Genomic DNA, 25,457 nt, shown 5'->3' with positions numbered 1-25,457 from the left:
TATTATGTTTTGGAATCTAGTTCGTTATGAATTTAAAAATGTCAATAAATGGTATCTGGCACTCTACGGTGCGGTACTTGCAATTTCAGTTTTGATTGGAGCTTTTATTAACAGTCTTAGCCAGAGTTACAATCCTAACAATGCTGCTTATTTCATCTTCTTTTTAGTACTAGTCTTTGGAGGACTCAGCGTCACTCTTTGGATTGCAACAATCTTTTTAATCATCCGAAGATTTAAAGGCAGTGTTTATGACCGCCAAGGGTACTTGACCTTGACCTTGCCTGTCTCTGAGCACCAAATCATCACCGCAAAACTTTTAGGCGGTCTTGTCTGGTCCATCTTAAGCTATATTGTCTTTATCTTGAGTATATTGATCATCATCTTCTTAACACCAATAGAAAAAGACTTCACTGCCCTCTATAACTTCATCTCCCCTTACCTCAGCTACGGCTGGCTGTATGCCCTATCACTATTTGTCGGTTCAATCGCATGGATTTTATCCATTTACCTCTCCATCTCTATCGGACAACTCTTTAACGAGTATCGAACAGCTATGGGGATTCTAGCCTATATCGTCATTGCCATCGTCATTGGTTATGTTTCTCTCTTTTTCCGAATTGAAAATAACTTTAACATGATGATTGGTACAGAAATTCTGCGCGATCTCTTTTTATCAGCTATCTACTATCTCGGTACCTACTATATCTTGAAAAACAAGGTTAATTTGCAATAGTTTAAACGTCAAAAAAGGATAACATCTCATCACTGAGAGGCTATCCTTTTCTTTATCTCATTTTCTAACTAGATTAAAAAAATGAATAAGTTCCTTTAATGACATCAAGACTCCAATTTTGTTCTAAATGAGTTTGGATAAAATCTTTTTCTGATTGCGTAAGACTGGTTTTATTCCTGCTACAGCGTTTCTTATTGATTTTATATCGGTTATAGTAATCATAAGCAGAGCGCCCCTCTTTCAGATAGTTGATGACATTGTAGATTGTCTGTTTTGATCTGCCAAGTGAAGTCACAATATCTGAAACTTTTATGTTTTCTTGATAGTAAGCCTCTATCATTACAAGCTCGTTTGTGGTAAGATGAGTATAGGTCATTTATGTTAGTTCCTTTCAGACAAATGTGGTAGTTTATCTGAGCCTAACATAGATGGCTTTTTCTGTCTAGCTTAATTTTACAAATTGGGGGTTAAAAAAAATTGAATTAGGAATATACAAAGTTCTAGTATTTATACTAGAGCTCAGACAGGCTTCTTTTTTGCTATGATTTTTAACAAAAAAACTCTCGTTTTGCCAATAAAAGATGCTTGAAAGTTGGACAAGAAGGCTCTATAATGAGTTCAGGAAAAGAGGTAGGAAAAGTATGATTAGTGAAACGATTGCTCTGCTAAGGAAAAAGTCAGGTTATTCTCAGGAAAAATTAGCTGAAAAAGTAGGCGTATCTCGTCAGACTCTCAGTAAGTGGGAATTGGGTGACAGTTTACCGGATATTATTTCTTCAAGTCGTTTGGCAGAAATTTTTGATATCAGCTTAGATGAGTTGGTTAATGGGGATGTCTCTCCTTTTGCTGCTAAAGCCAAAGAAGGGAAGTATATTTTTGGAACGGTAACTGTTGGTGAAAAGGGACAAATCGTCATTCCTGCACGAGCGAGAAAAATTTTTAACATCCAAAAAGACGACAGCCTTATGGTTTTAGGTGATGTCAATCAAGGCTTGGCCTTGTTGAAGAGCGATTTTTTTATTCAAGCTTTTGAAGAAATGGGGTTAATGAAATGAAAAAATTAACTGGCTTTGGTATTAGCTTTGCAGTGCTTATATTTTTCTTGAATTTGATAGGCTGCTATGATTTTGTCATGGTCATGACGCGTAATCAGACTTATTTTGCAGAACATTATAATTCAGCTATTATGGCTTACTTTAGCCATTATCCTGTTGTCTTTATGATCATATGGTTCAGCCATTTGTTAGCTGCTACCTTGAGTCCGATTTTCTATTTTTTCAGAAGAAAATCAGCCCTTACTTTGGCTGGCCTTGCTTTCTGGGGAGATGCTCTGCTGATTCTATTGACCAGTCTTTTTAGGAATCGCATTCAGGTTTTTGGTTGGCAATTTGTCGTTGATTTGGTTGTTCTAGGATTGCTTGGCCTTTATTATCTGTATTTACGTAAAATATTTCTTAGCACATCAGGAAAAACATCTAGGATTTTAAAATAGTCCTAGGTGTTTTTTGGTTATTTATGTATAGTGAGAGAAGTGATTTTTAACTAAGAATCTGCTTCTGTCTCACTGCTTTTTTGGGAAAGTAAAAACCTATAACATACAATTTGAAAAAGCAAGGAATTTAAGTTCCTTGCTTTTTAACTCAATATCAAACTGGCTACGATGGGGCTTACAAATACGTAGAGAATACCAGTAATACCGATAGCCAAACCACCCATGGCTCCTGCTACAGAACCGTAGCGAAAAGCCGTTCCTGTTCCGACGGCATGACCTGTTCCACCAAGGGAAAGACCAACTGCTACTGGATCATCAATTTTCAACCACTTCAAAAGGGTTGGTCCGATAACACTGGTCAAAATCCCAGTCGCCACTACGACGACCAAGGTCACAGTCGTCAAACCTTGCAATTTTTCTGTGATCCCCACTGCCATGGCGGTTGTCACTGACTTGGGAAAGAGAGAAATGGCTAGGAAAAAGTCCATACCAAATATTTTCGCTACTATGGCAGTGAAACAAGTATTGACAACTACTGCTAACAGACTACCAAAGAGAATACTGCGAGCATGATGCTTCATCAGGTGAAAACTCTTATAAAGCGGAATCCCTAGAGCCACGGTCGATGGGACAATCAAGTTGTTCAGATAAACCCCACCTTGGTAATAATCTTGATAAGAAATACCCGTCGCCTTAAGGAAAATAATGATAAAAATAGCCGACAACAGCAAGGGTGTTGTCAATGGATGGGGAAAACGTCTGTAAATCAACATCCCCACTAGATAAGCTAGGATAGATAATGCAATCCCAAACAGAGGATTGGATACAAATTCGTTCATTTGGCATCTCCTTTCTCATAATCTCCCTCAAATCGTCGCTTGATAAACTGAACCACTAGGGCAATAAGGATAATGTTGATGACAGCCGCAAAAAAGACAATCAAGACGATAGGCAAAAGATAAGGAGCAATCACATCAAACTTTTCCATGATACCCACTGCTGGCGGCAAAAAGAGAATGGTCATATTGGCCAGCAAGAAATTTCCGACCATATTGACATGCCTGGTCCTTAGCCACTTGAACTGTAAGGCTAGAAAGAGAATAATCAAGCCGATAATACTGCCTGGGATGGGCAAATGAAAGAAACTGGAGATTCCCTCACCGATTAGAGAAATCACAAAGAGAATCATTAATTGAACATATAATTTCATCCTAAACTCCACGAAATAGACTTCTTGCATACCAGTTTACTCTTTTTTCAGAAAATTTCAAGGAAATATTGAAATTCTTCTTTCTTGCAAGGATTAGTTAAAAGTAGTATAATCATTGCATGCGCAATCATCTTGTGTTACAAAGATAATCAGTAATGACTTTGAGATTTTTACTTTGAAAAGAAAGGAGAAAGCAATGACCTATTTGGAAAAGTGGTTTGACTACAACCGCCGTCAAAAGGAAATGGAAGCCTTGTTGGAAGAAACTATTGCCCAGCAGAGTGAACAAAGGTTGACCTTGAAAGAGTTTTACCTGCTCTACTATCTGGATTTGGCCCAAGAAAAATCTCTACGCCAGATTGATTTACCTGATAAGCTTCATCTCAGCCCGAGCGCTGTTTCTAGAATGGTAGCTCGCCTGGAAGAGAAAAACTGTGGTTTGCTTAGTCGCCGGTGTTGCGATCAGGATAGACGGGCCAGTTTTATCTGCCTGACTGACGAGGGACAGACAACCCTAGCTTACCTGCAAAAGGCCGTCGAGGAAAGATTGGAAACCAGTCTTGACTTCATTTCTTAATCAGATTTTTAAAAAAGTTGCGTGCGCAATCATTTTTCTTGACATTCCTCTTTTCAAGGAGTACAATAAAGTCAAGATCGAACAAAGGAGTTTTATATGATCGAAATTACCTATCTAGACGCCAGCAAGCAAGAGAGAACCATGACTTTCGAGTCTTACCAAGACTTTGAACGTTCTCAACACGCCTGCCTCATCGGCGTTGCTGATTACTATACTGTCCAAAAATTAACCTACAATGGTCATGACTTGGACTACCATGGGACTTATGGAGATGTCTTCTTCTATCTCATGAAACAAGATTTAAGCCAATATAACTAAAAAAGGAGAAATACAATGGCAAAAGCAATTACAGATGCAACATTTGAACAAGAAACAAAAGACGGTTTGGTCTTGGTAGACTTCTGGGCAACTTGGTGTGGTCCATGTCGTATGCAAGGTCCAATCTTGGACAAATTGTCTGAAGAACTTTCAGAAGATGTCTTGAAAATCGTTAAAATGGACGTTGATGAAAATCCAAACACAGCTCGTGCTTTTGGAATCATGTCTATCCCAACCCTTCTCTTCAAGAAAGACGGACAAGTGGTAAAACAAGTTGCTGGTGTTCACACAGCAGAACAAATCAAGGCCATCGTTGCTGAATTGAGCTAATCACACGAGAGACCAAGTGCTTTATTTGGTCTCTTTTTTCTTGCCCTTTGCCATTTTTTAAAAAATATGCTAGACTGTAGGTAGAATATTACGATGTTTGGGACATGCCATCGCTAAAAAAAACCTCTACTTGGTATTTTTTAGCTCCCCTCAAGGGAGCTTTTTGCGTGCTCTGAACATTTCCCATTTTAGAAGGAGTACTATGAAACGTCATTCAGCCTTGGTCGTCTTTAGCGGCGGTCAAGATTCCACAACCTGCCTCTTTTGGGCTAAAGAACACTATAAAACAGTCGAAGCCGTCACCTTTGCCTACGGCCAACGCCATCATCTCGAGATTCAAGTTGCTGAAGAAATCGCTAAGGAACAAGGTATTCGTCATCACATCCTCGATATGTCTCTGCTAGGACAAATCACTGAAAATGCCCTGACCTCTGATCTGGAGATCGAGCAAAAAGAGGGAGAGGTTCCCAATACCTTTGTTGACGGCCGCAACCACCTCTTTCTGTCCTTTGCGGCAGTTCTTGCCAAGCAACGAGGCATTAAAGATATCGTGACAGGTGTCTGCGAGACAGATTTCTCAGGCTACCCTGATTGTCGGGATGTCTTTGTCAAATCCCTCAATGTTACTCTCAACCTTGCCATGGATTACGACTTTGTTATCCAAACACCTCTCATGTGGCTAGACAAGGCTGAAACTTGGGAGTTAGCCGACCAACTTGGTGCCTTTGACTACGTTCGTGAGAAGACCTTAACCTGCTACAATGGGATTATCGGTAGTGGCTGCGGAGATTGCCCAGCCTGCCATCTACGTCAGCATGGACTAGATGTTTATCTTTCACAGAAAGGAGAGGGCTAATGTTTTTTGCACCCAAAGAAATCAAACAAGAAACTGGCGAGTCTCTGGTCTACAATCCTCACAGAACCTTGGTATCAAAAGAATTTACCTTTGATGCTGCCCACCACCTCTTTCACTATGAGGGAAAATGCAAGTCCCTGCACGGCCACACTTATCATTTACAAATCGCTGTCAGTGGATTTTTAGATGAACGGGGCATGACCTACGATTTCGGAGATATCAAAGCCATCTACAAGAACTACTTAGAGCCCCATTTGGATCATCGCTATCTCAATGAAACTCTGCCTTATATGAACACGACTGCTGAAAATATGGTTTACTGGATTTTCCAAACCATGAGTCAAGAGTTGCCCGACGAACGCGGTCTCCGTATGGAATACGTTCGCCTCTATGAGACTCCGACTGCCTTTGCGGAGTTTAGACGGGAGTGGTTAGATGACTAGGGAACGTGTCCTCAAACTACCAGTTCTGGAAATTTTTGGCCCAACCTTTCAAGGTGAAGGCCGTGCTATTGGGCAGAAAACCATGTTTGTCCGCACTGCTGGTTGCGACTACCACTGCGACTGGTGCGACTCTGCCTTTACTTGGGATGGTTCTGAAAAACCAACTCGCATGACCGCTGACGAAGTCATTGCTGCCTTAGATAAGCTAGGAAGCTACGACTACGTCACCCTGTCTGGGGGAAATCCTGCTATCCTAGCAGCCAACATGGCCGAACTCGTCACCAAGCTCAAGGAACGCGGTGTCACTCTAGCTGTTGAGACCCAAGGCTCCCGCTGGCAAAATTGGTTAAAAGATATTGATCAGGTCACTCTGAGCCCCAAACCTCCTTCATCCAAGATGGAAGTCAACTTTGAAACCTTGGACTTTATCGTTTCCCAACTGGACCCAGGCAAGGTCACCTTTAAAATCCCTGTCTTTGATGATGCCGATTTGGCCTTTGCTAAAGGGATTCAAGAACGCTACCAACCAGATGTTCTCTTCTTATCAGCAGGAAATCCTGAACCCAAGGCTACTGGCAATATTGTCCAAGATCAACTGGACCGCCTCAAAGAACTCTGGAAACGCGTCGCTGCTGACGATAGCTGGGGCAATGTCCGCGTCCTTCCTCAACTCCATACCCTCCTCTACGACAACCAACGTGGTGTTTAAATTAGAAAGAAAAAATCATGTCACAACAAGAAGAAATGAAAAACCTTAGCCTCCTCGGCAACAAAGAAACCAACTACATTTTCGACTATCAACCAGAAGTCCTCGAATCCTTTGACAATCGTCATGTTGAAAATGACTATTTCATCAAATTCAACTGTCCTGAATTTACCTCGCTTTGCCCAATCACTGCTCAGCCAGACTTTGCGACCATTTATATTTCCTACATTCCTGACAAGCTCTGCGTCGAGTCAAAATCCCTCAAACTCTACCTCTTTAGCTATCGAAATCATGGGGATTTTCACGAAAACTGTATCAACACCATCGGGAAAGACTTGGTCAACTTGCTAGACCCTCGCTATTTGGAGGTATGGGGAAAATTCACTCCGCGCGGTGGCATCTCAATCGACCCCTACTACAACTACGGTAAGCCTGGAACTAAGTATGAAGGCTTGGCAGAACAACGCCTCTTTCAACACGACCTTTATCCAGAGAAAATTGACAACCGTTAAACTCATACTCAATGAAAATCAAAGAGCAAACTAGAAAGTTAGCCGCAGGTTGCTCAAAGCACTGCTTTGAGGTTATAGATAAGACTGACGAAGTCAGCTCAAAACAGTGTTTTGAGGTTGCAGATGGATGCTGACGTGGTTTGAAGAGATTTTCGAAGAGTATAATACGAAAAAGCCCTGTTCCTCAAACTGAGGAGCAAGGCTTTTTGAGTTTCAATTATTCTTCTGTTCCAAGGAAGTTTTTCGCAACAAGTGCTGCAAGAACACCACCAACGATTGGAGCAAGGATGAAAATCCATACTTGTTGAAGGGCTGCGCCACCTACCAAGACAGCAGGTGCCAAGCTACGAGCTGGGTTAACTGAAAGGCCAGTAATGTTCAATCCCACAAGGATCATGGCCATCAATGACAAACCAATGACCAAACCAGCGATTGCGCCATTACCTTTGCTTGCTGATGTTACAGTCATGATAACTAGGACAAACAAGAAAGTTGCGATGACTTCAAACAAGAATCCACCAAAGACAGTGACACCGTTTGCCAAGGCATTTTCACCAAGACTAGCAGTTGACATGCCTGAGTTAGACAAGAGGAAGAATACTGCAGCTGACGCAAGAAAAGCTCCAACCACTTGTCCAAGGATGTAGTTTACAAGCTCTGAAGATGACAAACGTTTGTTTACAAACATAGCAATCGAGACAGCTGGGTTCAAGTGAGCCCCTGAAACAGTTCCGATTGAGTAAGCTGCAACCACAATTGCCAGACCAAAGGCAAAAGCAATTCCAAGGTGTCCAAGGCCATTAAGACCATTTCCAAAAACAACAGCTCCTGTTCCGATGAACACAAGCATAAATGTACCGATTAATTCAGCAACAAATTTTTTCATGATAAGTCTCCTTTTTTCAAACTATGTATTAGTCTATCAAAAGAAGGAAAGGGTTTCAAGAAAATTGACTGGAAAGTTATTTGAAAATCATGAAATGACTCGCTTGAACTTAGTACTGAAAAGATTGAATGGCTTCTTTCAAGGCATCTTGTAAACTATTTTTCTGGTCAAGTTGGATATAGACTTCCAACAGACAGGATCTGAAGTTGGAAAATTTATAAAAATCTTCCCTCTCTTCTATTGGAAAGTCAACAGTTTTTATCCAAGAAGCTACTTGTTCCTGCTCTAATTTTCCTTGCAAAATGGGTTCATAAAGTACTCTCGCTAAGCGCCAATCCTCATCATTTGTAAAACGAATGGTAATTCTTTTAAATAATTGACCCAGTACATCAAATACTTCAGAAAATCTGTTACTAGGAAAATCTGGATGACAAACGACTTCAGTCAAGAGATCCGCTCCATGCGCAAAAGCGTGAACCCAACCATACTGACTTGAAAATCCTGTCGTATCCTTTTCTTTTTTTAGGTAATACAAACCTTGAGATAGCATAGCATTTCTTATATCAGTTTTTAAACCTTTATAGAAAAGAGAGTGCTCGTTACCATCTGCAGACAAAAGATTGGCATAAATAAGCGCCCTAAAAGAACGTTTAAGAGCCGAAACTCCTCTACTATCAATCTCTTTGTATAGACCTTCATCAGAGGAGATCTCTTCTGAAATAAACTGAAATTGCTCAAGGGAAAACAACTCTTCTTGAATCCCTCTAGCTAAACTCGTAAAAACAAGTTCGTCTCGAATTTCTGGAGAGGAATCTCCCAAATGCTCAAGCAACCACTGAATTTCTTCTCGACTATAGCTTGGTTTTTCTTCTATCATTTTTCTTTGTAATTTCCAACGCATCTCAAGTACCTCTACATTTCTAGTAACTTATCAAAAAGCCATCCGAAGATGACTTTGAAGAGGAATATTTGGAAAAATTGGAAAGGAATAGGGCATGGTTAAAACACTATTTTTTCTTTTTAGGAGTTAAATCTTCAAAAGATGTACTATTTTTACTAATAGTCTCGCTAATTGCTTTTTTGTCCTAAACCATTAATTGAACTATCCATTTGAGCTGCTAAAGTCGTTACAGCAGTCTTATTTGTCATAGCAAGAACCCCTATCTCCTCATCGTACTTATCTACAATACCTTTTCTACCTGATTTTATAGGAGGAGCACAAAATGCTTTGATAGCTGCTCTTTCTAATGTTTTTTTGATTTCTCGTCTGGCTGATTCTGACATAGGTCCAATCAAAGCATCTATGACTAAATCCACTAGCATTTCTTCTGCCTCCTTTCTAACTCATATAAGTCTTTTCTTTGACTATAACTCTCTTCTAACTCTTTTTCTAAGCGAGAGCGCTCTTTTCGGTACTGAGTCTGCAACTCTTCATCTTTTGCCTCTATTTTAGCATATTGACGAAGATACTCACTCCTTGTCTCAACTGAATAAGATTCTAAGAGTATCAGAAATTGGTGGCGCGCGCTCTCATCTCCAGAATTCTGTCTACCAAAATCATAAGCAATGTTTTCAAACTCCTCATATAATCTGGTCAACTGAGAACGATTATCATACAAATTTTCATAAGATTCTTCTATTTTCTTCTTAGCAGTTCTATAGTCATCCTCCAAGGACAAAAGACCATCTTCTTGCTTTTTTATTTTAATTTGAATTTCTTCTAGTTTGTCCATTGATTAATATCCCTTGCCAAGCTTTCATCTCCTTCAACTGCTTGTTCAACACCCTTCTGAATATTCGTTTCCAAATCCGTAAAGGCTTTTACAATCTCAGCTGATTTACTTACTTTTTTATCAAAATGTCTCTGAGTCTGCCCCACAATACTATCATACGTTACCCCTGCTTCTGCATAGACATCCTCTATCTCATCATAAGTTAACTCTGTGACGAACCACGGAACTTCTTTACTTTTATCGTAGAGTGTTTCTGCATCCGCAACTGCTTTTTTCGCCACTGCCTCAATCTCGTTGTGTCCGTTGCTGACACTCTCTGTCATTGCCGTCGCAACAGCTGTTGCTTGGACGCTGTCCAAGAAAAACATCTCATGGCTACTTATACTACCATCTGATAAAAATTGGGTACTCAACTGCTTTAGAAGTCGATTTTTGACACCTTGTAATTTCTTCAGAGTTTCATAGTTCTTCTTTTCAAGTCCAGTCATCTTCTCTGGACTCTGATTTTCCAAAATATCTTTGATTTGGTTAATTTGATTTTTATCACCCGTAATATCTGGATCAATACTGTGCCCACCGGAATTTTCAAGCAGATAATCTTCCCCCAAGTATACACCTAAAAAAGGTTTTGAGATATTGTTAAGAAAGTCATCTTGAGTCCGGATTCGTACTACTTGACCTGTGAATGTCTTTTGTTTATTGATTATCTTCTCCCTTGCCGAATCCCACGGAGTCAGATAATCTATGATTTTATCTTTAGATTCGATAAGACCTTCTAAATAGAGAGGCGCTGAGTTATATACCACAGTACGCGGAGCGTTATACTCTAAGGCCACCCTCTGAGCGATGTTACCTCCTAAAGAATGTCCAGTTAGAGTAATATTATCCCCATATCTCTGTCGAATCCTTTCATAAAATTTGAAAGCTTCATCATAATGAAAACCGAGCGCCATGGCTATACTACCGACATCTGTAGCGACATCCTTGACTATATCCGCATTAGGATTCGTTCCCGTATAGGCAATAATCACCTCTCCACTGTCCTTATCTAGGAAGGCTGTACCACTCGTCCCAGTAAAGTCATCATGAAAATCATCTAGATACTGGAGGTTAGAGGGGAGAGGTTTACTTCTGTCTACTGCATTAAGAAGTTGTTTTCTATCATCATGTCCAATTTCAGGTTGATTAACTCGCACATTCTCAAATTCGTAAGTCAGATTTGCTGCATCTAGAGTAGCAATACCACTATTCGCTGTATCCTTTTTACTCATACTTCTCTCCTAATTCGATACTCTCTCCTTAAAATAATAGCCATCATTAAAATCAACAGTAACAGAATAATAATAAAAGTCATCTAACCTCAAAGAACTACCAAATCCTAGCACTGTTTCAGCTTGTTGCTGTTTATTAAAATATTGGTTAATCGTTGTGTTTTTAATAATATAATCTATATCAAAAGAACCATTATTTCCATTAAAATGTTTGTTTTTTAATGATAATTTACTTAAAAACTCTTTATCTATACCAAGTTTTTGAAACAAAAAACCATCAAACTTCCATATTCTTTTAGCGGTTTCTTCATCAGAAAAAATAAATTTGTTGTCTATATATTGAACACTTACTACCACTTCATCGCTTTTTGGCGCATCTTCCTTCGCTGGGCTTTTAGCAAGAGTACCTGTTATTGTATGCGATGTTGCATCACCTTTCAGCTTAATTTCTGTGATAAAATCGTCAATTCCATCACTTTTCTTTTTAAAATAAACCTGCTCAATCTCAAACCCTTCTGGAAATTGCTTAAACAAATCAAACAGATTCTCGGTTGGATAGACACGACTAACCTCAGATACTTTGTTCTCAATCCATTCTCGACTGTTCTTATTTTCTCCACATCCTGTTATTCCTATCATTATCAACCCTACTAAAACTAACATTGCGAAAAACATACGTTTTTTCATAATACTCTCCTTATTTATGATCAGTTCAATCAGGATATTTAAAATGTTATCAAATTAATTAGAAACACTATTTCTATCATCTATCCAACTTGAAACTATCTCACTCATTCCATCATTTGGGGTATCCTTAAAAGCAATATTAACATTCAATCGATAACCTTTTGTATTATTATAAGATTCCGCTCCACTTATTGATAACATGTGTTCTCCATTTGACTTAAGGAAATTATTTATCGTAGAGTTATCACTAATATAATAGATTTCAAACACATTGCGATTTGAAAAATATCGAAACTTTTCAAGCTTCATCTTAGATAAAACATCTCTATTCAAACTTAATTTTTGGAACAGAAAACCTTTATAACCCCAAATTTTTTCCGCTACCTCATTGTTAGAAAATATAAATTCACCATCCTTATATTCTACATCAACATGCTCTTCCACTTCTTCTTTATATGGATCAGTAGAAATTTGTATAGTCTCTATCTTTCCTTTTATGGTTTGACTTTCTTCATCTCCATCTAAGGAAACTACTGTTCTGAGCGAATCCTTATAAAATGTTTGAGTAATATTAAACCCTTTCGGAAATTGCTTAAACAAATCAAACAGATTCTCGGTTGGATAGACACGACTAACCTCAGAGACTTTGTTCTCAATCCATTCTCGACTGTTTTTATTTTCTCCACATCCTGCCAATCCTATCATGATCAATCCTCCTAAAAGTAATGTTGTGAAAAACGCACGTTTTTTCATAACCTTCTCCTTACTTATGATAATTAATAAAACAACTAATCATATTTCCCTTATAGTATATCATAAAAGGCTGATATGACTGTTTCATCTATGATGTTAAAATCCTGTCTAATTCATTTTAAAACACTGTAATCCTAAAGGTCATGATATAATAGACAATGAATAACAAGCATTACTTGAAGGAGAAATGTATGAAAAAATCGTTCAGACTTTGTTGCCTAGCTTGTGTGACAACACTAGCCTTAGCCCTTGGTGCTTGCTCATCAAAGCCATCTACTAGTTCTACAAATAATTCAAACAATCAGGTTTCTACCTACCATAAGAAAGATGTAACTGGTCCTGCTGCTTCATTTGACTGGAATGCCAAAGTTGAACCTACCAACTATGAGAGAACCTTTGTTGAAACAAACAGTGGCAGTCAATTTAATAAAACTTTAGATCGCACGAAAGAGGCGGCTGAGAATCTTGAAAAAAAGAAAAAAGAAATTTCGGATTCTAAGGTTCAAACAGCCCTCAAATTAGTGGATGCTGTCTTTGTCAATCAAGAAAATCTTGACCTAGTTGTGAAATCAGCGGGTGCTAGCAATCAAGAAGAGTTATTTGATAAGATTTGGAACGAATATTTAGTCCCTGAGTTAACTAAAATCCGTCCGAATTTTTCAAATGATACCGTCTTTGAATATAAAGGAGAAAAATATCCTCTCAAAATTTATGCACCTATGTTTTTCAAGGTCAACACCAATGCATTAGGAAAAGCAGGTGCCTATACTCTTGAGGACTATAAGGTGGAGGGCGACATGGTTTATTTGAAATTTATGTCCCCATCTGTAGATACCTACCAATACGAAGTCAAAGCTACTTATCATGATAACTTCCAAGACTTCTTTCAAGGACTGGTGGAAGAGCAACAAAAGGTTCTTGAAACAGACTATGCTAAAGCTCTAAATATTCGATTTGTTTATCAATTAGCTGCGCTTGATTTTAAAGCTGACAACTACGTAGACCTAGAGGGCATGGATTATTTTGATCGAAACTCTCATTACCTTGCCATAAAAGTGGATAATAATGGTGAAGCTAGCCTTGATAATGAAAATCTCGCCAACCTTTTACAAATTAGCATGAAGGCTTCAAACGAGGCCAATAAAGGAAAATTTGAATAAATCTTTAAAGCATAAAAAAATCACCTCAAACAGGTGATTTTTGTGTATTCATCTTATCGATAAACCGTCTTAAATCCGACACTGGATACCCTTACTCTCCCAACTCAGCACTGTAGGCAATAATCTGGTCAACTGTATCAGACAAGAATTGGATGGTATCACGGAGTGGTTTGTCTGTTGAGATATCCGCTCCGATAATCATGGCTGACTCAAGCGGTGTCTTACTACCACCTGATTTAAGGAGATTGATCCAATCTTCAGCTCCGGTTTCTGAATGTTTCAGATGAAGGTAACCAGCTGTTGAGATGACAAGGCCAGCAGAGTAGGTGTAGCTATACAAGCCCATGTAGTAGTGAGCTTGGCGCATCCAAGTCAAGGCTGCATCGTCATCAATCTCAATAGCATCTCCCCAGAAATCTGTCAAAACTTCCTTCATAATGCTGTTGAGCTTGCTTGCTCCAAAGGTTTCCCCTTCTTCAATCAATGTATAAACCTTACGCTGGAAGGCTGCTTCCAAGAGGTGGGTGATGAAATTATGGAAGTAGGTATCTGTTAAGCGGTGGGCAAGAGCGAAGCGTTTTTGACGTGGGTCATCAGACTGGTGCTCCAAGTAGTCACTGAGAAGCAATTCATTAAAGGTTGATGGCGCTTCAACGTAGTAGGTCGACATGTGGGCATTAAAGTAGCTTTGGTGATTGTCTGAAAAGATAAATTGACCAGAATGTCCGATTTCATGAATCAAGGTATAGACATCACTCAAACGACCAGTCCAGCTCATGAGGACATAAGGGTGCACGCGATATGGATCCGCCGCATAACCGCCAGAATCTTTACCACTATTGGCAGCAAAGTCCACCCAGCGCTCTTCTTGGTAACGGGCAATTTCTTGAGTATATTCTTGTCCCAAAGGTTCTACTGACTTCACGACCAAATCATAGGCGTCGTCAATAGTCACTTCAGGATTCAGGGCGCTGTCCAAGTCCAATTTCCAGTCTGCAAAAGTCATCTTTTCAAGGCCATTGACCTTGGCAACATGCTTGAGGTATCTCTGGGCAACTGGCGCAAATTCCTGCATAATGAGGTCAATCTGGCGGTCAAACATAGCACGGTCCACTTCTTGCTCAGCTAGGAGATAATCAAAGACTGAGTCGTAGCCCTTCATATCTGCCAATAGTTTTTCAGACTTGACTTGGGCTAAATAGGCTGCCGCAGCTGTATTTTGGTGCTTACGAAGTCCCTCTGAGAAGGAACGGAAGGATTTTTCACGAACCTCAGCATCCTCGTGGTTTTGGTAGAAATTTTCATAGGTCACAAAGCTGTTTTTGTAGTTTTTGCCATGGGCTTCAAAGTCAGCCATTTCAAAGTCCCCAGCTCGCATCTTGGTGTAAATATCCTGTGGGCTGTAGAAAACTTCACCCAGATTTGTCAATGCCTTTTCCACATCAGCCCCTAGGTAGTGGGCTTTTTTGATTTTGGCCTGACGAATGGCTGCCGTCAAGTGTGGCAGCTCACCCAAACGGTCCAAGACTTCCTCGTCTGCTGCCACCAAGGCGTCGTCAAAGAAGGTCAAGGCTACGCTGGCGTCTGTTTCAAATTCCATCCCAGCTTGGGCAATATTGGCAAAATCTTCATTGCTATAGTCTGTCGTCTGAGGCATAAAGGCGTAATTGCCGATATGACTCATCTGGATATAGATTTGTTCCAATTCTGCAAAGGCCTTCTCGAAATCCTCAAAAGTATGAAGATTGCCCTTGTAATCACGGCTAAATTGGTTGATATCTTCGCGAGTCTTTTCGATTGCTCGCAAGAAATCCTCACGATCTTGATATAGGGCAGTTAAGTCCCAAAGTTCCTTTTCGGGAAATTCTGATCGGTGTTTTTGTTCCATTTTCTTCCTCTTATTTCTCTAATTCTACTAAAACACTAAGGGCTGATAAGGCGTAAAGTGGGGCTGTTTCTGCTCGCAAGATGCGAGGGCCAAGTCCTGCCAAGACGGCTCCTTTGGCTTCAAAACTTTCAATTTCTGCTGGTGAGAGACCGCCTTCTGGACCAAAGATAAAGAGCAATTTAGCTCCTTTTTCAAGGCCAGTGACTGCTTGTAAGAGCGCAGCGGTTTCTCCTTCTTTTGCTGACTCTTCATAGGCCACTATGATAGAGTCAAACTGGTCTAGTTGGGCTAGAAAGTCTGCTTTTTTCTCAAAAAGTTTGATACATGGAACGATATTACGTTTGCTTTGTTCGGATGCTCCAAGGGCGATTTTTTCTAGTTTTTCGACTTTCTTGCCTAGTTTCTTGCCGTCCCATTTGGCAACTGACCAATCGGCAGGAAAGGCCCAGATTTGGCTAGCACCTAGTTCGGTTACTTTTTGAGTGATAAACTCCAGCTTGTCTCCCTTGGGAAAGCCGGATGCGATGGTCACTTGGACTGGCAGTTCCACATTGTCAGCTAATTCTTTGATTAGCTCCAACTGACGAGCCTCCACATCTAGCACGCGCGCCAAACGCTTAATGCCATCCTCAAAGACCAAAATAACCTCATCACCTTCTTTCAGGCGCATGACCTGAAACATGTGCTTGCTGGTTTCCTTGTCCTCAATAGTGACAGGAGAGACTGCACCGCCTTTGACAAAATACTGCTGCATGCTAGCCTCCAATCACACCTGAAATATCCTTGGCCTTCTTAAAGACACAAGCATTCCATTCCCCTTGCATCATGTGGGTTTCAAGGAAGAATCCAGCTGACTCAGCTGACTCTCGCACCATGTCCCACTTGTCCTTAATAATGCCACTCATGATGAGATAACCTTCGTCCTTTACCAAACGATAGGCATCGTCCGTCAGATGAATGAGGATATCCGCCAAGATATTGGCCACGATGACATCTGCCTCAATCTCCACACCCTTGAGCAAATCACCTGGCGCTACATGGATGTTTTCCATACCTGGATTGAGCTCAATATTTTCCTGAGCGACACGAACCGCCACGTCATCGAGGTCGTAAGCGAAGATTTCCTTGGCATCCAGAAGCGAGCTAGCAATAGAAAGGACACCGGAACCTGTCCCCACATCTAGCACCGTTTCACCACCACGGAGAACCTGTTCCAAGGCAAAAAGGCTCATCTTGGTAGTTGGGTGGGTTCCTGTCCCAAAGGCCATACCAGGATCCAGCTTGATAATCTTTTCCCCAGCAGTCGCCTCATAATCTGTCCAAGACGGCACGATAGTCAAGTCATGAGTAATTCGAGCTGGCTCATAGTATTTCTTCCAGTTGTCTGCCCAGTCTTCCTCAGCCAAGGCAGTCGTCCCCATCTTGACCTCACCTAAATCCATAAAATCTGTCAATTCTGCTAGGCGAGCCTGCAAGTCTGCTTCAACCGTTGCTACATCAACCGTATCAGGGTAGTAGGCGGTCACCACGATTTCTTCTTGCTGCTCAACCTCTGGGAAAATCTCGCCGAAGCGGTCAACATTTCCCACATAGTCCATACTATCTTCGATCGCAACACCTTGCGCCCCCAGCTCAATCAAGAGATTGGAGACCAATTCCTCTCCCTCACGCTTGACTGTAACTTTTAACTCTTGCCATGTTTCCATCATTAAGATACCAAGCCCGTAAAACACAAAGCCAAAATAGGAAACTCTCTGAAGACGCTTGTGTCTAAGAGAAGTTTATCTTTTTGGCACAGTGTTTAGGGCGGGTTCAGTTTAGAAATGTAACCGAACCTTCCTTTCTATTTGTCAATCAATTTTTTCATGTAAACCATATCCATACCTTCTTTTTCAGGCTCGATATGGGTTTGACGGTAGCCATTTTTCTCATAAAAGGCGACCATCCCCGCATCCTGTAATACCGTACACAAATCCCACTGTTTAATCGTTGGAAATTCCTTTTCCAGCAATCTCAATCCCTCAGAACCATAACCTTTTCCTTGATACTGGGGCAAAATCGCTGCCGTTCCCAACCAAGCCTCCGTCAACTCTTTATTGGTCTGAATTCGTAAAAAACCGATAATTTCGTCCTTTTCTTTTACAAAGTAGTAATAGCTATTAGGACGCTCAACCAATTTCCACTTGATTCGTTCGCGGTCCTCCAGATAAGGATCATACTCATCTTGGTATTTCTCATAAACTGCCTTAAAACTGGCTCTTTGAATAGAAATGATGGTTTCTAAATCTTCTGCTACTGCTCGTTCTAGTCTAATCATAGTTACTCTCCATATAATCCCTCACCCTATCCTGCAACTGGGGTACAACCTTATCTGAGCCAAGAAATTCCTCAATGCTCATCAGTTTGTAGCCCTGTCCTTCATCGCCAAAGACAATCTTGTCAAACTGTTCCTGCCTTAACTTTCCAACCAGAAAGACGGATTCCTTCCCCTCAAAAAGCATACTTGGGTACACCTTACTCCAAAGCAGGCAATCCTCAGTCAGATGAATTCCTAATTCTTCGTAAACTTCGCGCGCCGCGCACTCAAAAGGACTTTCATCACCCTCTCGTCCGCCACCTGGCAATTCCCAGGTATTAGGGTATGGAATGTTTGATTTGTCATCACGCAAGATAGTTAAAATCCTATCCTTACAAAAGAGGGCAATTTTGCAACCAGTAAAATCAGAAATTTCTATTGCCATATCAGACTCCTTCGGATAATTCTTTCTCTAACTCCTCTAACCAGTTTTCATAGTAGCGTTTCTCATCTCGCAACATGCGACTAGTATTCATTTTCTGTTTAGCAATCTTCATAGCCTTGCGAGTTTGAGCCATGTCTTTCCTTGCCTTAAATTGATACCAGGCTTGCATTATCTGCGTATCTGTCATTTTTAGAGATAAGAAGGACTTGACTCCTCGATTACTTGCATACTCCTCCGCTTTTTCATGTTCTCCTTCTAGCAAGGCGATTTGAAGAAGGTATAATTGAGAAATCGTTTTAGACATTGGATTATCTGTTTTCTCTAGCAAAGACTGAAACTGTCGCTTTGCAAGTTCTATATTATCATCCAATATGAATACCAAGCCCTGAAGGGTCTGAACACTTTCTGCAAAACTGCCTCTCTCATCCTCGTCAACAGGCATGATAAAGTCTTTCAAATCATATTCTTGAGGAGCTAGCAAGGTCTGGGCAGAATGCCTCAATACCGAGTAGGCGTATTTCGTATTTTCAGGCTGTTGTTGCAATTCCCAGATTTTCGCTCCATCGGTAATCCCAACTGGCTTAGCATTGATGAGAAGAAAAGATACATTTAGACAAATCCAAGTAGCCGCAAAATACCAGCTTCTTGTCAAAAATCCATACAATATCGCCAATAAAATCAAGCTAATATGAACTATCAAGCCGCCTGCAAGCATCAGGATCATTCTTTGATCACTTTCATCTTCTTTCAATCCAATATACTGAGCGCCAACATTTTTGAGAACGGCTGTTCGGCTAAGAGAAAACTTGCCTGACTTTTTGGTCAGAAGAAAATTCCCTAATCCAAAAGCCACCAGTCGATAGCCTGTCAGGTAACCGAAAAATGCATGACCCAGCTCATGAAGAATAAAGATCAGATAGATGCTAAAAAAAGTAAATAGGTATCCTGGAACAAAGACAAACGAAAAATCTAACTCTTTAAAGGATATTGTTCCAAAAGCAAATCCTAGCATCAAAAAAACAAAGGACAGACCAGAAATAAAATACAAACCTATTTTCTTCACATACTTCCTCACTAGTTCCTAATACCTCGGATAAGGATAAAATTCTCCCTCTTCCAAGCCAACTTTCCCTTCTTCAAAGACTTCTTGGTTCCATTCCATGACGAATTCTTCTGCTTCTGGGTCTTCCAAAAAGTCCATGAGGGCATCTAGCCCAACCTCTGCAGTATCTTTAAGGAATAGCGCAAAATAAGCTAAAAATTCACGAGAAAAACCTTTCTTCGGCAGGTAAGGGATGACTGTGAGATAGTCTTCTTCATTAACTGTTGACTTGGCAGAGTTGTAGAAAAGGACTGCTTCTTCAAAGAGGATATCGTCTGATGACACCTCTCCATCCTCATCCACCATCTCTACTCCTGCAGCATTTTGTGTTTCTAGAAGAAAACTCACTTCAACCGCGTGGTTGCGCTTGTCCCAGCTAATCTCATAGTCAAATGGAAAGTTCTTGTCCAACTCTTCCTCTAAAACATCTAAAAATCCGTATGTTGCCATTTTGTCCTCTTTCTATGCGACTCTTAAATCGCCCCGATTACTCGGAATTATGCTAAAATAGATACTACCATCTTACCACATATACATCAGAAAATCCATGTTAGAAAGGACTGCTATGCCTGACAATCTCGCACTTCGCATGCGCCCTAAAACCATCGACCAGGTCATCGGTCAGGAACATCTGGTCGGACCAGGAAAAATCATCCGTCGCATGGTGGAGGCCAACCGCCTGTCCTCCATGATTCTCTACGGACCTCCAGGAATCGGCAAGACCAGTATCGCTTCAGCCATCGCTGGAACGACCAAGTATGCCTTTCGGACCTTTAACGCGACAGTGGATAGTAAAAAGCGACTCCAAGAAATCGCCGAAGAAGCTAAATTCTCTGGTGGATTGGTCCTACTACTGGATGAGATCCACCGTCTTGATAAGACCAAGCAAGACTTTCTTCTGCCACTTTTGGAAAGTGGTCTGGTTATCATGATTGGCGCAACGACTGAAAATCCCTTCTTTTCTGTCACTCCTGCCATTCGTAGCCGTGTTCAGATTTTTGAACTGGAACCTCTGTCTAACCAAAACGTCAAAGAAGCGATTCAAATGGCCCTGACTGACCCTGAACGAGGTTTTGATTTCCCAGTAGAACTAGATGAGGATGCCCTTGATTTTATCGCAACATCTACCAACGGAGACCTCCGTTCTGCCTTTAATTCACTAGATTTGGCTGTTCTATCTACCCCTGAGAATGACAAGGGTATCCGCCATATCACGCTCGATATCATGGAAAATAGCCTGCAGCGGAGTTACATTACCATGGATAAGGATGGGGATGGGCACTATGATGTTCTCTCAGCCCTGCAAAAATCCATCCGCGGATCAGATGTGGATGCCAGTCTCCACTACGCAGCCCGCTTGATTGAAGCTGGGGATCTGCCTAGTCTAGCTCGTCGTTTGACTGTTATCGCTTATGAAGATATCGGCTTGGCCAATCCTGAAGCCCAGATCCATACTGTAACTGCTCTAGATGTTGCACAAAGGATTGGTTTCCCAGAAGCCCGCATTCTCATTGCTAATGTCGTCATTGATCTGGCTCTTTCTCCCAAATCCAACTCAGCCTATGTGGCGATGGACAAGGCTCTGGCTGATCTCAAAACATCGGGGCATTTGCCTATCCCTCGGCACCTGCGTGATGGTCATTACAGTGGAAGCAAGGAACTGGGCAACGCCCAAAACTATCTCTATCCGCACAACTATCCTGGAAACTGGGTCAAGCAAGACTATCTGCCAGAAAAAATCAAAGACCAGCACTACTTCACTCCGGAAGATACTGGCAAGTACGAACGGGCTTTGGCTCAAAGAAAGGAAGCTATCGACCGTTTGCGAAAAATCTGAAATCCTTTTCAAAAAATTACACTTTCCTCTTGATTTTTTTTGAAAAAGTGGTATTATATAAACATAGAAACGCTGTGGTGTACGACTTCACACTTAAGTGTTGACCGACTATTTTTTGTATTATTAGGGAAACAAAAGTCTTCTAACAGCATGTAGGCCGTCTCACACGGAAACAGCTTCAGTTAGAGCGAGTTGCCCACCTGCTTAATTGCGCGGGTTCAATACAAACCGTGAAGTTTCGGCACCAATACAGCTTTTTTCTTTGCCTCCTTAGCTCAGCTGGCAGAGCAGCGGACTCTTAATCCGTGGGTCACAGGTTCGATCCCTGTAGGGGGCATCTAAATACAACAGGAAAAAGCCTTGTAAATCAAGGCTTTTTTTGCTTGTCTATAACTGATTTACCCCATCATTTGTCCCACATTTTAAATCTATCTTTTCTTTTTGAATCAAATTACATCTTTACAAATAGTGTAAAGCCAGTTACTTTTGCTTTGATGCCATACAATATTTTCATGTAGAGAAGACAAATTTTATCTTCTCTTTTTATTTTCAAAATAATAAAAACTGATTTTCTTTTCATAAATCAGACTGAAACTTCCAAATTTTCCATTTTGTTTATTGATATTTCCTCTAAAAAGGTGTATAATATTTTTATTATCAAACTATACTATACTATATAGGGGGTATTGAAATGAAATTTTCTAATCGTTTATCGCTATTCCTTGCAGGAGTTGTTTTTGTCCTTTTAGGACTTTTCCTATTTACAAACCCAGTAGCTAATCTTGTTGCTTACAGCTGGTGGATTGCATTTGGTTTACTGGTTTCTTCTATAGCAGCTATTTTAGGCTATTTCTCTGTACCAAAAGAGCTTCGCTCACCAGCTCATCTTTTCCAAGGGATTGTTAATCTTCTCTTAGCTCTTTACCTCGTTGCCTATGGCTTTGTGACGCTGCCAGTTGTCATTCCAACTATTTTAGGAATTTGGTTAATTGTAGAAGCCATTATAGTTTTCTTTAAAGGCAATCGTCTGGGATTGATTTTCCCTATTATTGGCAACCATATCATGTGGATAGCGTTGCTTGCATTTTTACTAGGTCTAGTGATTTTGTTCAATCCAGTAGCTACAAGTGTCTTTGTCGTTTATGTCGTTGCCTTTGCATTTTTAATTGTTGGTTTCACCTATATCCTTGATGCCTTTCGTAAATAATCTAGCTGCCATTTTGGGCATATTAAAATAGCTGGGAAGTTACATTCTCAGCTTTTTCTGTTGCCTCCTTAGCTCAGTTGGTAGAGCAGTAGACTCTTAAGCTATGGGGCGCAGGTTCGAGCCCTGCAGGGGGCACATCTAAATCAACAGAAATAAGCCTTGAAACCAAGGCTTTTTTTAACGTCTAATAGCTTTTTGTAGAAAAGTATTTAAAAATAAAAGAGAAGAGAATCTCTCACTCTCTTCTCAGTATATCTTATTAAATTTAGTTTTTCTTAATCTAGCTGATTTTCCTTTGCAACGACAAATTCCTTAACCAATCGATAGATAACAGCAAATATCGGTGTAAAGAATATCATCCCAAGTAAGCCAAAGAGATTGCCTCCAATACTAGCAGCCGCAAGCGTGAAAATAGCTGGCAAACCAATAGATTGACCTACAACTCTAGGATAAATAAGGTTTCCTTCAATCAGCTGTATAACTTGATATAGAAGAAGAGAAAGTAAGGCTTGAGTAGGGCTCACTGTGAAGATAAAAATCGCTCCCACAACACAAGCAATCATAGGCCCTACATAAGGAATGAACGATAGCACTCCTGCAAATATACCTGTCATTACCCCATAAGGTAGTCCAAACAGGCTGTAGCCAACCGCTATCATAACTCCTATGATGACTGCTTCAATCAGCTGACTCATCAAAAATTGGTCATAAGTCTCTAGTGCTACTTGTCCAATGTAAGTTAACTTTGTCACCACTTTCTCTGGAAATATAACTTTTAGAAGTCTACTCGTCATCGCTGCCAGATGTTCCTTACTGGATAAAAATAAAAAGGTAAATACTATAATCAGAAAGGCATTCATTATACTTGAAAAAATATTTCCTATATTACTAGTCAGACCGGATAAGAAGGTTATCAAAGCTTGACTAATAGAGCTAGACTGTCCCTGAATTCCTGATACGATAGTTGACAGCATGTCTTTGGTTACAAATTCCGAGCTGTCTAGCAATTTCCCAAGTTGAGTCAGGACTGTTGAAAGGACTGCTCCCAGCTGACTAATAGTCTGAGCAAGGGTTGGAAGCACCAAAACCAAAAGATAGATCACGATTAAGATAAGAGATAGGAAAACAAGCACCATAGCAATCGGACGGCGCAACCCTGCCTTTACCTTCATTTTAACTAGGAATTCTTCAATTTTTTTCATGGGAACATTGAGCACAAAAGCAATGACAGCACCATAAATCAAGGTTGATATTACATCAAAGAGAGAGATTGCTCCTGATATAAAGCTCGATGCATTCAGAATTACAAGAGCAACCAGCCCTATAAAAAGGATTAACGGAGTATATTTTTTAACTAAGTTCATAAATTCTCCTTAATAAACATGTTTAGATACGACTATACTATTTGGTTTTTCAAACTCTCGATCAAGGTAGGCTTGGTAAGTTCCTGGAGCGATAAATCCTTTGGGTGAGAGGATATCGGTGCCAGCCTGACCGACTATGGTATCAGCCAAGAGCACACAGTTTGTAGATAAGACAAAGTAGGATTTAAACTTAGATTTGATAAATTTATAAAGTTCCCCATCTGTCTCGTGTCTGATTTTATAAGCGTAGGTGTAGTCTTCCTTACCATCACCTGTCATGATTTTATCTGCACTTGGCTCCCATGGAATTGTCAGTTGTTTCAATTCAGCCAACTTTTTCTGAACTGCTTTTTCCATTTCAGGTGTCAAATCTATTCCGTAACCAAAAAGTGTTTTTTGACTCTCACGTTTACATAGATCAATGTACTTATCGCGGTCACAGAAATATAAGACACCATCTCCTACCATACCAAATAAGGTCTCAGATGACGGATCATAGTTGCCATAAGAAATAACACGGCCCTGATAGCAGATATCCACATGACCAATAGCTGAAAACAGGGAGGTCTCAGCTGTATGAACAAAAATTTCTAGCTCTGCTGTCTTACCAGACTTCACTATTCCAAGATGGATATCTTCTTCCTCATCAGCATTTTCCAGCATAAATTTGTTAACTTTTGCTAAAGTTCTTGCAGGGATGAGAGCGGCTAGGACAATAGGTAAGCTCATTCTTACACGACGTTTGAGATGGTTTTTCCCAATTTCCTCCTCAAACAAGAAACCATCACGGATATTGGACACACCATAAAGGAAAAAATAAGCCCCTAATACAAAGAGTTGAAAGACAGAATTTCCTGTAGAGGACAAAAGACTAGTCCCACCAAGAAAAACTAGTACGAGTCCATCTAGTAAGAGACGAAAACGAGGTCGAATTTTGTTTTTGCGGTAGAGAACATAGGTGACAAGGTTAATACTAGCATGAAAAATCTGATAAACTCCAATCACAAGAGCCAAAATATAAATCGGCACATCCGTCGCAAGATTGGAGCCAAGCAAATATCCCAGCACTAACAATTTAACCAGTGCAACTCCCAAGGTGTCCGTTGACTGACTTTTTTTGAAAATACGTAATACTAAATCTAAGACCGTTGCTATCCAAGCTAAAAACAGAACCAGTCGAATAACCTTTACTGGCAACCAAGTCCCCGTGACCATCAAGATGAGACCTAGCAGAACAAACAAGAACCCCTGAGCAAGTAATTTCTTACCTGTCAGACCTAAAGATAGAATTTTCGCCATATAAAAACCTTTCAACAATAAAAATTAAACACTCCGATTAAACTGACTAGTAAATAGCCAACACTACAAACAGCCTGTGCCAGCAACATATGGTGACTAGAAATGACTGTAGTAATGTCACCATCTTGTCTTATGCACTTCTAAAATTTGTTTTATTGATTCGAAAACAAAGCTAATAAAAATTAACTAAACTTGAGAGATAAGTACAATTGAGACGAAAAAATGTGTAACCAATACTACTTGTAAAGGTAAGAAAGTATTATTTCTATTCTATTAATGATTTATATACTATCTATTGTGACACAATACTCACTATAATTCAACATTTTACTAATTAAAAATTATAAAATAA

General features: G+C 40.2%; 32 protein-coding genes and 2 tRNA genes. 15 read left to right on the top strand and 19 right to left on the bottom strand.

The features are described 5' to 3' along the window. Positions 1 to 4: 4 nt before the first annotated feature. A complete protein-coding gene (locus HMPREF2766_RS05465; protein WP_070568314.1) occupies positions 5 to 733 on the top strand; it encodes a hypothetical protein in 729 nt (242 codons plus the stop codon). A 73-nt stretch (positions 734 to 806) separates the two neighbouring features. Here the strand turns inward: HMPREF2766_RS05465 and HMPREF2766_RS05460 are convergent, their stop codons facing one another. Beyond that, positions 807 to 1,109 (bottom strand): helix-turn-helix domain containing protein, encoded by a 303-nt coding sequence (locus tag HMPREF2766_RS05460; RefSeq protein ID WP_070568311.1) that lies wholly within the window; start codon positions 1,107 to 1,109, stop codon positions 807 to 809. A gap of 265 nt (positions 1,110 to 1,374) precedes the next feature. Between HMPREF2766_RS05460 and HMPREF2766_RS05455 the strand changes: the two genes are divergently transcribed. Together HMPREF2766_RS05455 and HMPREF2766_RS05450 are read left to right on the top strand one after the other, a co-directional pair. Next, positions 1,375 to 1,788, top strand: a complete 414-nt coding sequence (locus tag HMPREF2766_RS05455; protein ID WP_070568308.1) for a helix-turn-helix domain-containing protein — start codon at positions 1,375 to 1,377, stop codon at positions 1,786 to 1,788. Then, the gene (locus HMPREF2766_RS05450) at positions 1,785 to 2,225 is read left to right on the top strand and encodes a hypothetical protein (protein ID WP_070568305.1); all 441 of its coding nucleotides are present in this window, start codon (positions 1,785 to 1,787) and stop codon (positions 2,223 to 2,225) included. The genes HMPREF2766_RS05455 and HMPREF2766_RS05450 overlap by 4 nt, the downstream gene beginning before the upstream one ends. A 143-nt stretch (positions 2,226 to 2,368) precedes the next feature. Here the strand turns inward: HMPREF2766_RS05450 and HMPREF2766_RS05445 are convergent, their stop codons facing one another. Further along, positions 2,369 to 3,064, bottom strand: coding sequence for an LrgB family protein (locus HMPREF2766_RS05445; RefSeq protein ID WP_070568303.1), 696 nt, complete (start codon positions 3,062 to 3,064; stop codon positions 2,369 to 2,371). Beyond that, a complete protein-coding gene (locus HMPREF2766_RS05440; RefSeq protein ID WP_000781325.1) occupies positions 3,061 to 3,435 on the bottom strand; it encodes a CidA/LrgA family protein in 375 nt (124 codons plus the stop codon). The genes HMPREF2766_RS05445 and HMPREF2766_RS05440 overlap by 4 nt, the downstream gene beginning before the upstream one ends. Positions 3,436 to 3,631: 196 nt before the next feature. Here HMPREF2766_RS05440 and HMPREF2766_RS05435 point away from each other — a divergent pair, with 196 nt between their 5' ends. From HMPREF2766_RS05435 to queF, 7 genes are all read left to right on the top strand, one after another. Beyond that, complete coding sequence (locus tag HMPREF2766_RS05435; protein WP_044020363.1) at positions 3,632 to 4,012, top strand: MarR family winged helix-turn-helix transcriptional regulator; 381 nt, start codon at positions 3,632 to 3,634, stop codon at positions 4,010 to 4,012. 96 nt (positions 4,013 to 4,108) lie between these two features. Further along, positions 4,109 to 4,330, top strand: a complete 222-nt coding sequence (locus tag HMPREF2766_RS05430; RefSeq protein WP_000570263.1) for a DUF4649 family protein — start codon at positions 4,109 to 4,111, stop codon at positions 4,328 to 4,330. A gap of 15 nt (positions 4,331 to 4,345) precedes the next feature. Beyond that, positions 4,346 to 4,660, top strand: a complete 315-nt coding sequence (trxA, locus tag HMPREF2766_RS05425) for a thioredoxin (protein WP_001029581.1) — start codon at positions 4,346 to 4,348, stop codon at positions 4,658 to 4,660. A gap of 202 nt (positions 4,661 to 4,862) precedes the next feature. After that, positions 4,863 to 5,516, top strand: coding sequence for a 7-cyano-7-deazaguanine synthase QueC (gene queC / locus HMPREF2766_RS05420; protein ID WP_070568300.1), 654 nt, complete (start codon positions 4,863 to 4,865; stop codon positions 5,514 to 5,516). Continuing rightward, entirely contained in the window at positions 5,516 to 5,959 is a 444-nt protein-coding gene (queD, locus tag HMPREF2766_RS05415) for a 6-carboxytetrahydropterin synthase QueD (RefSeq protein ID WP_070568297.1), read from the top strand. Before queC ends, queD begins: the two co-directional genes overlap by 1 nt. Then, positions 5,952 to 6,668 (top strand): 7-carboxy-7-deazaguanine synthase QueE, encoded by a 717-nt coding sequence (queE, locus tag HMPREF2766_RS05410; RefSeq protein WP_070568294.1) that lies wholly within the window; start codon positions 5,952 to 5,954, stop codon positions 6,666 to 6,668. Before queD ends, queE begins: the two co-directional genes overlap by 8 nt. Positions 6,669 to 6,685: 17 nt before the next feature. Continuing rightward, the gene (gene queF, locus HMPREF2766_RS05405) at positions 6,686 to 7,177 is read left to right on the top strand and encodes a preQ(1) synthase (protein WP_000082579.1); all 492 of its coding nucleotides are present in this window, start codon (positions 6,686 to 6,688) and stop codon (positions 7,175 to 7,177) included. 217 nt (positions 7,178 to 7,394) lie between these two features. Here queF and HMPREF2766_RS05400 read toward each other — a convergent pair whose 3' ends face one another. The 7 genes from HMPREF2766_RS05400 to HMPREF2766_RS05370 form a co-directional block, all read right to left on the bottom strand. After that, positions 7,395 to 8,063, bottom strand: coding sequence for an MIP/aquaporin family protein (locus tag HMPREF2766_RS05400; protein ID WP_070568291.1), 669 nt, complete (start codon positions 8,061 to 8,063; stop codon positions 7,395 to 7,397). A gap of 109 nt (positions 8,064 to 8,172) precedes the next feature. Next, complete coding sequence (locus tag HMPREF2766_RS05395) at positions 8,173 to 8,964, bottom strand: DUF2785 domain-containing protein (protein ID WP_070568288.1); 792 nt, start codon at positions 8,962 to 8,964, stop codon at positions 8,173 to 8,175. Between the two features lie 167 nt (positions 8,965 to 9,131). Beyond that, the gene (locus HMPREF2766_RS05390; RefSeq protein WP_257372016.1) at positions 9,132 to 9,386 is read right to left on the bottom strand and encodes a hypothetical protein; all 255 of its coding nucleotides are present in this window, start codon (positions 9,384 to 9,386) and stop codon (positions 9,132 to 9,134) included. Continuing rightward, on the bottom strand, positions 9,380 to 9,796 hold the full coding sequence (locus HMPREF2766_RS05385) for a hypothetical protein (RefSeq protein WP_070568281.1): 417 nt from the start codon (positions 9,794 to 9,796) through the stop codon (positions 9,380 to 9,382). The genes HMPREF2766_RS05390 and HMPREF2766_RS05385 overlap by 7 nt, the downstream gene beginning before the upstream one ends. Beyond that, a complete protein-coding gene (locus HMPREF2766_RS05380) occupies positions 9,784 to 11,067 on the bottom strand; it encodes a Tle-like phospholipase domain-containing protein (protein ID WP_070568277.1) in 1,284 nt (427 codons plus the stop codon). The genes HMPREF2766_RS05385 and HMPREF2766_RS05380 overlap by 13 nt, the downstream gene beginning before the upstream one ends. Before the next feature lie 9 nt (positions 11,068 to 11,076). Then, on the bottom strand, positions 11,077 to 11,754 hold the full coding sequence (locus tag HMPREF2766_RS05375) for a hypothetical protein (protein WP_070568274.1): 678 nt from the start codon (positions 11,752 to 11,754) through the stop codon (positions 11,077 to 11,079). Positions 11,755 to 11,808: 54 nt separating this feature from the next. After that, positions 11,809 to 12,507 carry a hypothetical protein gene (locus HMPREF2766_RS05370; protein WP_070568271.1) on the bottom strand — a complete coding sequence of 233 codons (699 nt, stop codon included), beginning with the start codon at positions 12,505 to 12,507 and terminating at the stop codon, positions 11,809 to 11,811. A 191-nt stretch (positions 12,508 to 12,698) separates the two neighbouring features. Here HMPREF2766_RS05370 and HMPREF2766_RS05365 point away from each other — a divergent pair, with 191 nt between their 5' ends. Further along, positions 12,699 to 13,667 carry a hypothetical protein gene (locus HMPREF2766_RS05365; protein ID WP_070568269.1) on the top strand — a complete coding sequence of 323 codons (969 nt, stop codon included), beginning with the start codon at positions 12,699 to 12,701 and terminating at the stop codon, positions 13,665 to 13,667. A 91-nt stretch (positions 13,668 to 13,758) separates the two neighbouring features. Here HMPREF2766_RS05365 and pepF read toward each other — a convergent pair whose 3' ends face one another. The 7 genes from pepF to HMPREF2766_RS05330 form a co-directional block, all read right to left on the bottom strand. Then, positions 13,759 to 15,555 (bottom strand): oligoendopeptidase F, encoded by a 1,797-nt coding sequence (pepF, locus tag HMPREF2766_RS05360; RefSeq protein WP_070568266.1) that lies wholly within the window; start codon positions 15,553 to 15,555, stop codon positions 13,759 to 13,761. A gap of 10 nt (positions 15,556 to 15,565) precedes the next feature. Beyond that, positions 15,566 to 16,309, bottom strand: a complete 744-nt coding sequence (locus HMPREF2766_RS05355; protein WP_070568263.1) for a 16S rRNA (uracil(1498)-N(3))-methyltransferase — start codon at positions 16,307 to 16,309, stop codon at positions 15,566 to 15,568. A gap of 1 nt (position 16,310) precedes the next feature. After that, a complete protein-coding gene (prmA, locus tag HMPREF2766_RS05350) occupies positions 16,311 to 17,261 on the bottom strand; it encodes a 50S ribosomal protein L11 methyltransferase (protein ID WP_083303889.1) in 951 nt (316 codons plus the stop codon). 137 nt (positions 17,262 to 17,398) lie between these two features. Further along, positions 17,399 to 17,872 carry a GNAT family N-acetyltransferase gene (locus tag HMPREF2766_RS05345; RefSeq protein ID WP_070568257.1) on the bottom strand — a complete coding sequence of 158 codons (474 nt, stop codon included), beginning with the start codon at positions 17,870 to 17,872 and terminating at the stop codon, positions 17,399 to 17,401. After that, a complete protein-coding gene (locus HMPREF2766_RS05340) occupies positions 17,865 to 18,296 on the bottom strand; it encodes an NUDIX hydrolase (protein ID WP_070568255.1) in 432 nt (143 codons plus the stop codon). Before HMPREF2766_RS05340 ends, HMPREF2766_RS05345 begins: the two co-directional genes overlap by 8 nt. Before the next feature lies 1 nt (position 18,297). Continuing rightward, entirely contained in the window at positions 18,298 to 19,359 is a 1,062-nt protein-coding gene (locus HMPREF2766_RS05335; protein ID WP_070568252.1) for a site-2 protease family protein, read from the bottom strand. An 18-nt stretch (positions 19,360 to 19,377) separates the two neighbouring features. Beyond that, the gene (locus tag HMPREF2766_RS05330; RefSeq protein ID WP_070568249.1) at positions 19,378 to 19,848 is read right to left on the bottom strand and encodes a DUF3013 family protein; all 471 of its coding nucleotides are present in this window, start codon (positions 19,846 to 19,848) and stop codon (positions 19,378 to 19,380) included. A gap of 115 nt (positions 19,849 to 19,963) precedes the next feature. Between HMPREF2766_RS05330 and HMPREF2766_RS05325 the strand changes: the two genes are divergently transcribed. The 4 genes from HMPREF2766_RS05325 (at position 19,964) to HMPREF2766_RS05310 (ending at position 22,577) form a co-directional block, all read left to right on the top strand. Then, a complete protein-coding gene (locus HMPREF2766_RS05325; RefSeq protein ID WP_070568246.1) occupies positions 19,964 to 21,235 on the top strand; it encodes a replication-associated recombination protein A in 1,272 nt (423 codons plus the stop codon). Between the two features lie 264 nt (positions 21,236 to 21,499). Continuing rightward, positions 21,500 to 21,572 (top strand) — tRNA-Lys (locus HMPREF2766_RS05320). 354 nt (positions 21,573 to 21,926) lie between these two features. Continuing rightward, positions 21,927 to 22,442 carry a DUF308 domain-containing protein gene (locus HMPREF2766_RS05315; protein WP_000672744.1) on the top strand — a complete coding sequence of 172 codons (516 nt, stop codon included), beginning with the start codon at positions 21,927 to 21,929 and terminating at the stop codon, positions 22,440 to 22,442. 62 nt (positions 22,443 to 22,504) lie between these two features. Then, positions 22,505 to 22,577: transfer RNA gene (locus tag HMPREF2766_RS05310), tRNA-Lys, on the top strand. A gap of 140 nt (positions 22,578 to 22,717) precedes the next feature. Here the strand turns inward: HMPREF2766_RS05310 and HMPREF2766_RS05305 are convergent. Beyond that, on the bottom strand, positions 22,718 to 23,806 hold the full coding sequence (locus HMPREF2766_RS05305; RefSeq protein ID WP_070568243.1) for an AI-2E family transporter: 1,089 nt from the start codon (positions 23,804 to 23,806) through the stop codon (positions 22,718 to 22,720). Between the two features lie 9 nt (positions 23,807 to 23,815). Then, complete coding sequence (locus HMPREF2766_RS05300) at positions 23,816 to 25,105, bottom strand: hypothetical protein (RefSeq protein WP_070568240.1); 1,290 nt, start codon at positions 25,103 to 25,105, stop codon at positions 23,816 to 23,818. Positions 25,106 to 25,457: the final 352 nt, after the last annotated feature.

This window comes from Streptococcus sp. HMSC076C08 (assembly GCF_001810825.1).
Lineage (GTDB): Bacteria > Bacillota > Bacilli > Lactobacillales > Streptococcaceae > Streptococcus.
This window is presented reverse-complemented; position numbering and strand designations above follow the sequence as displayed.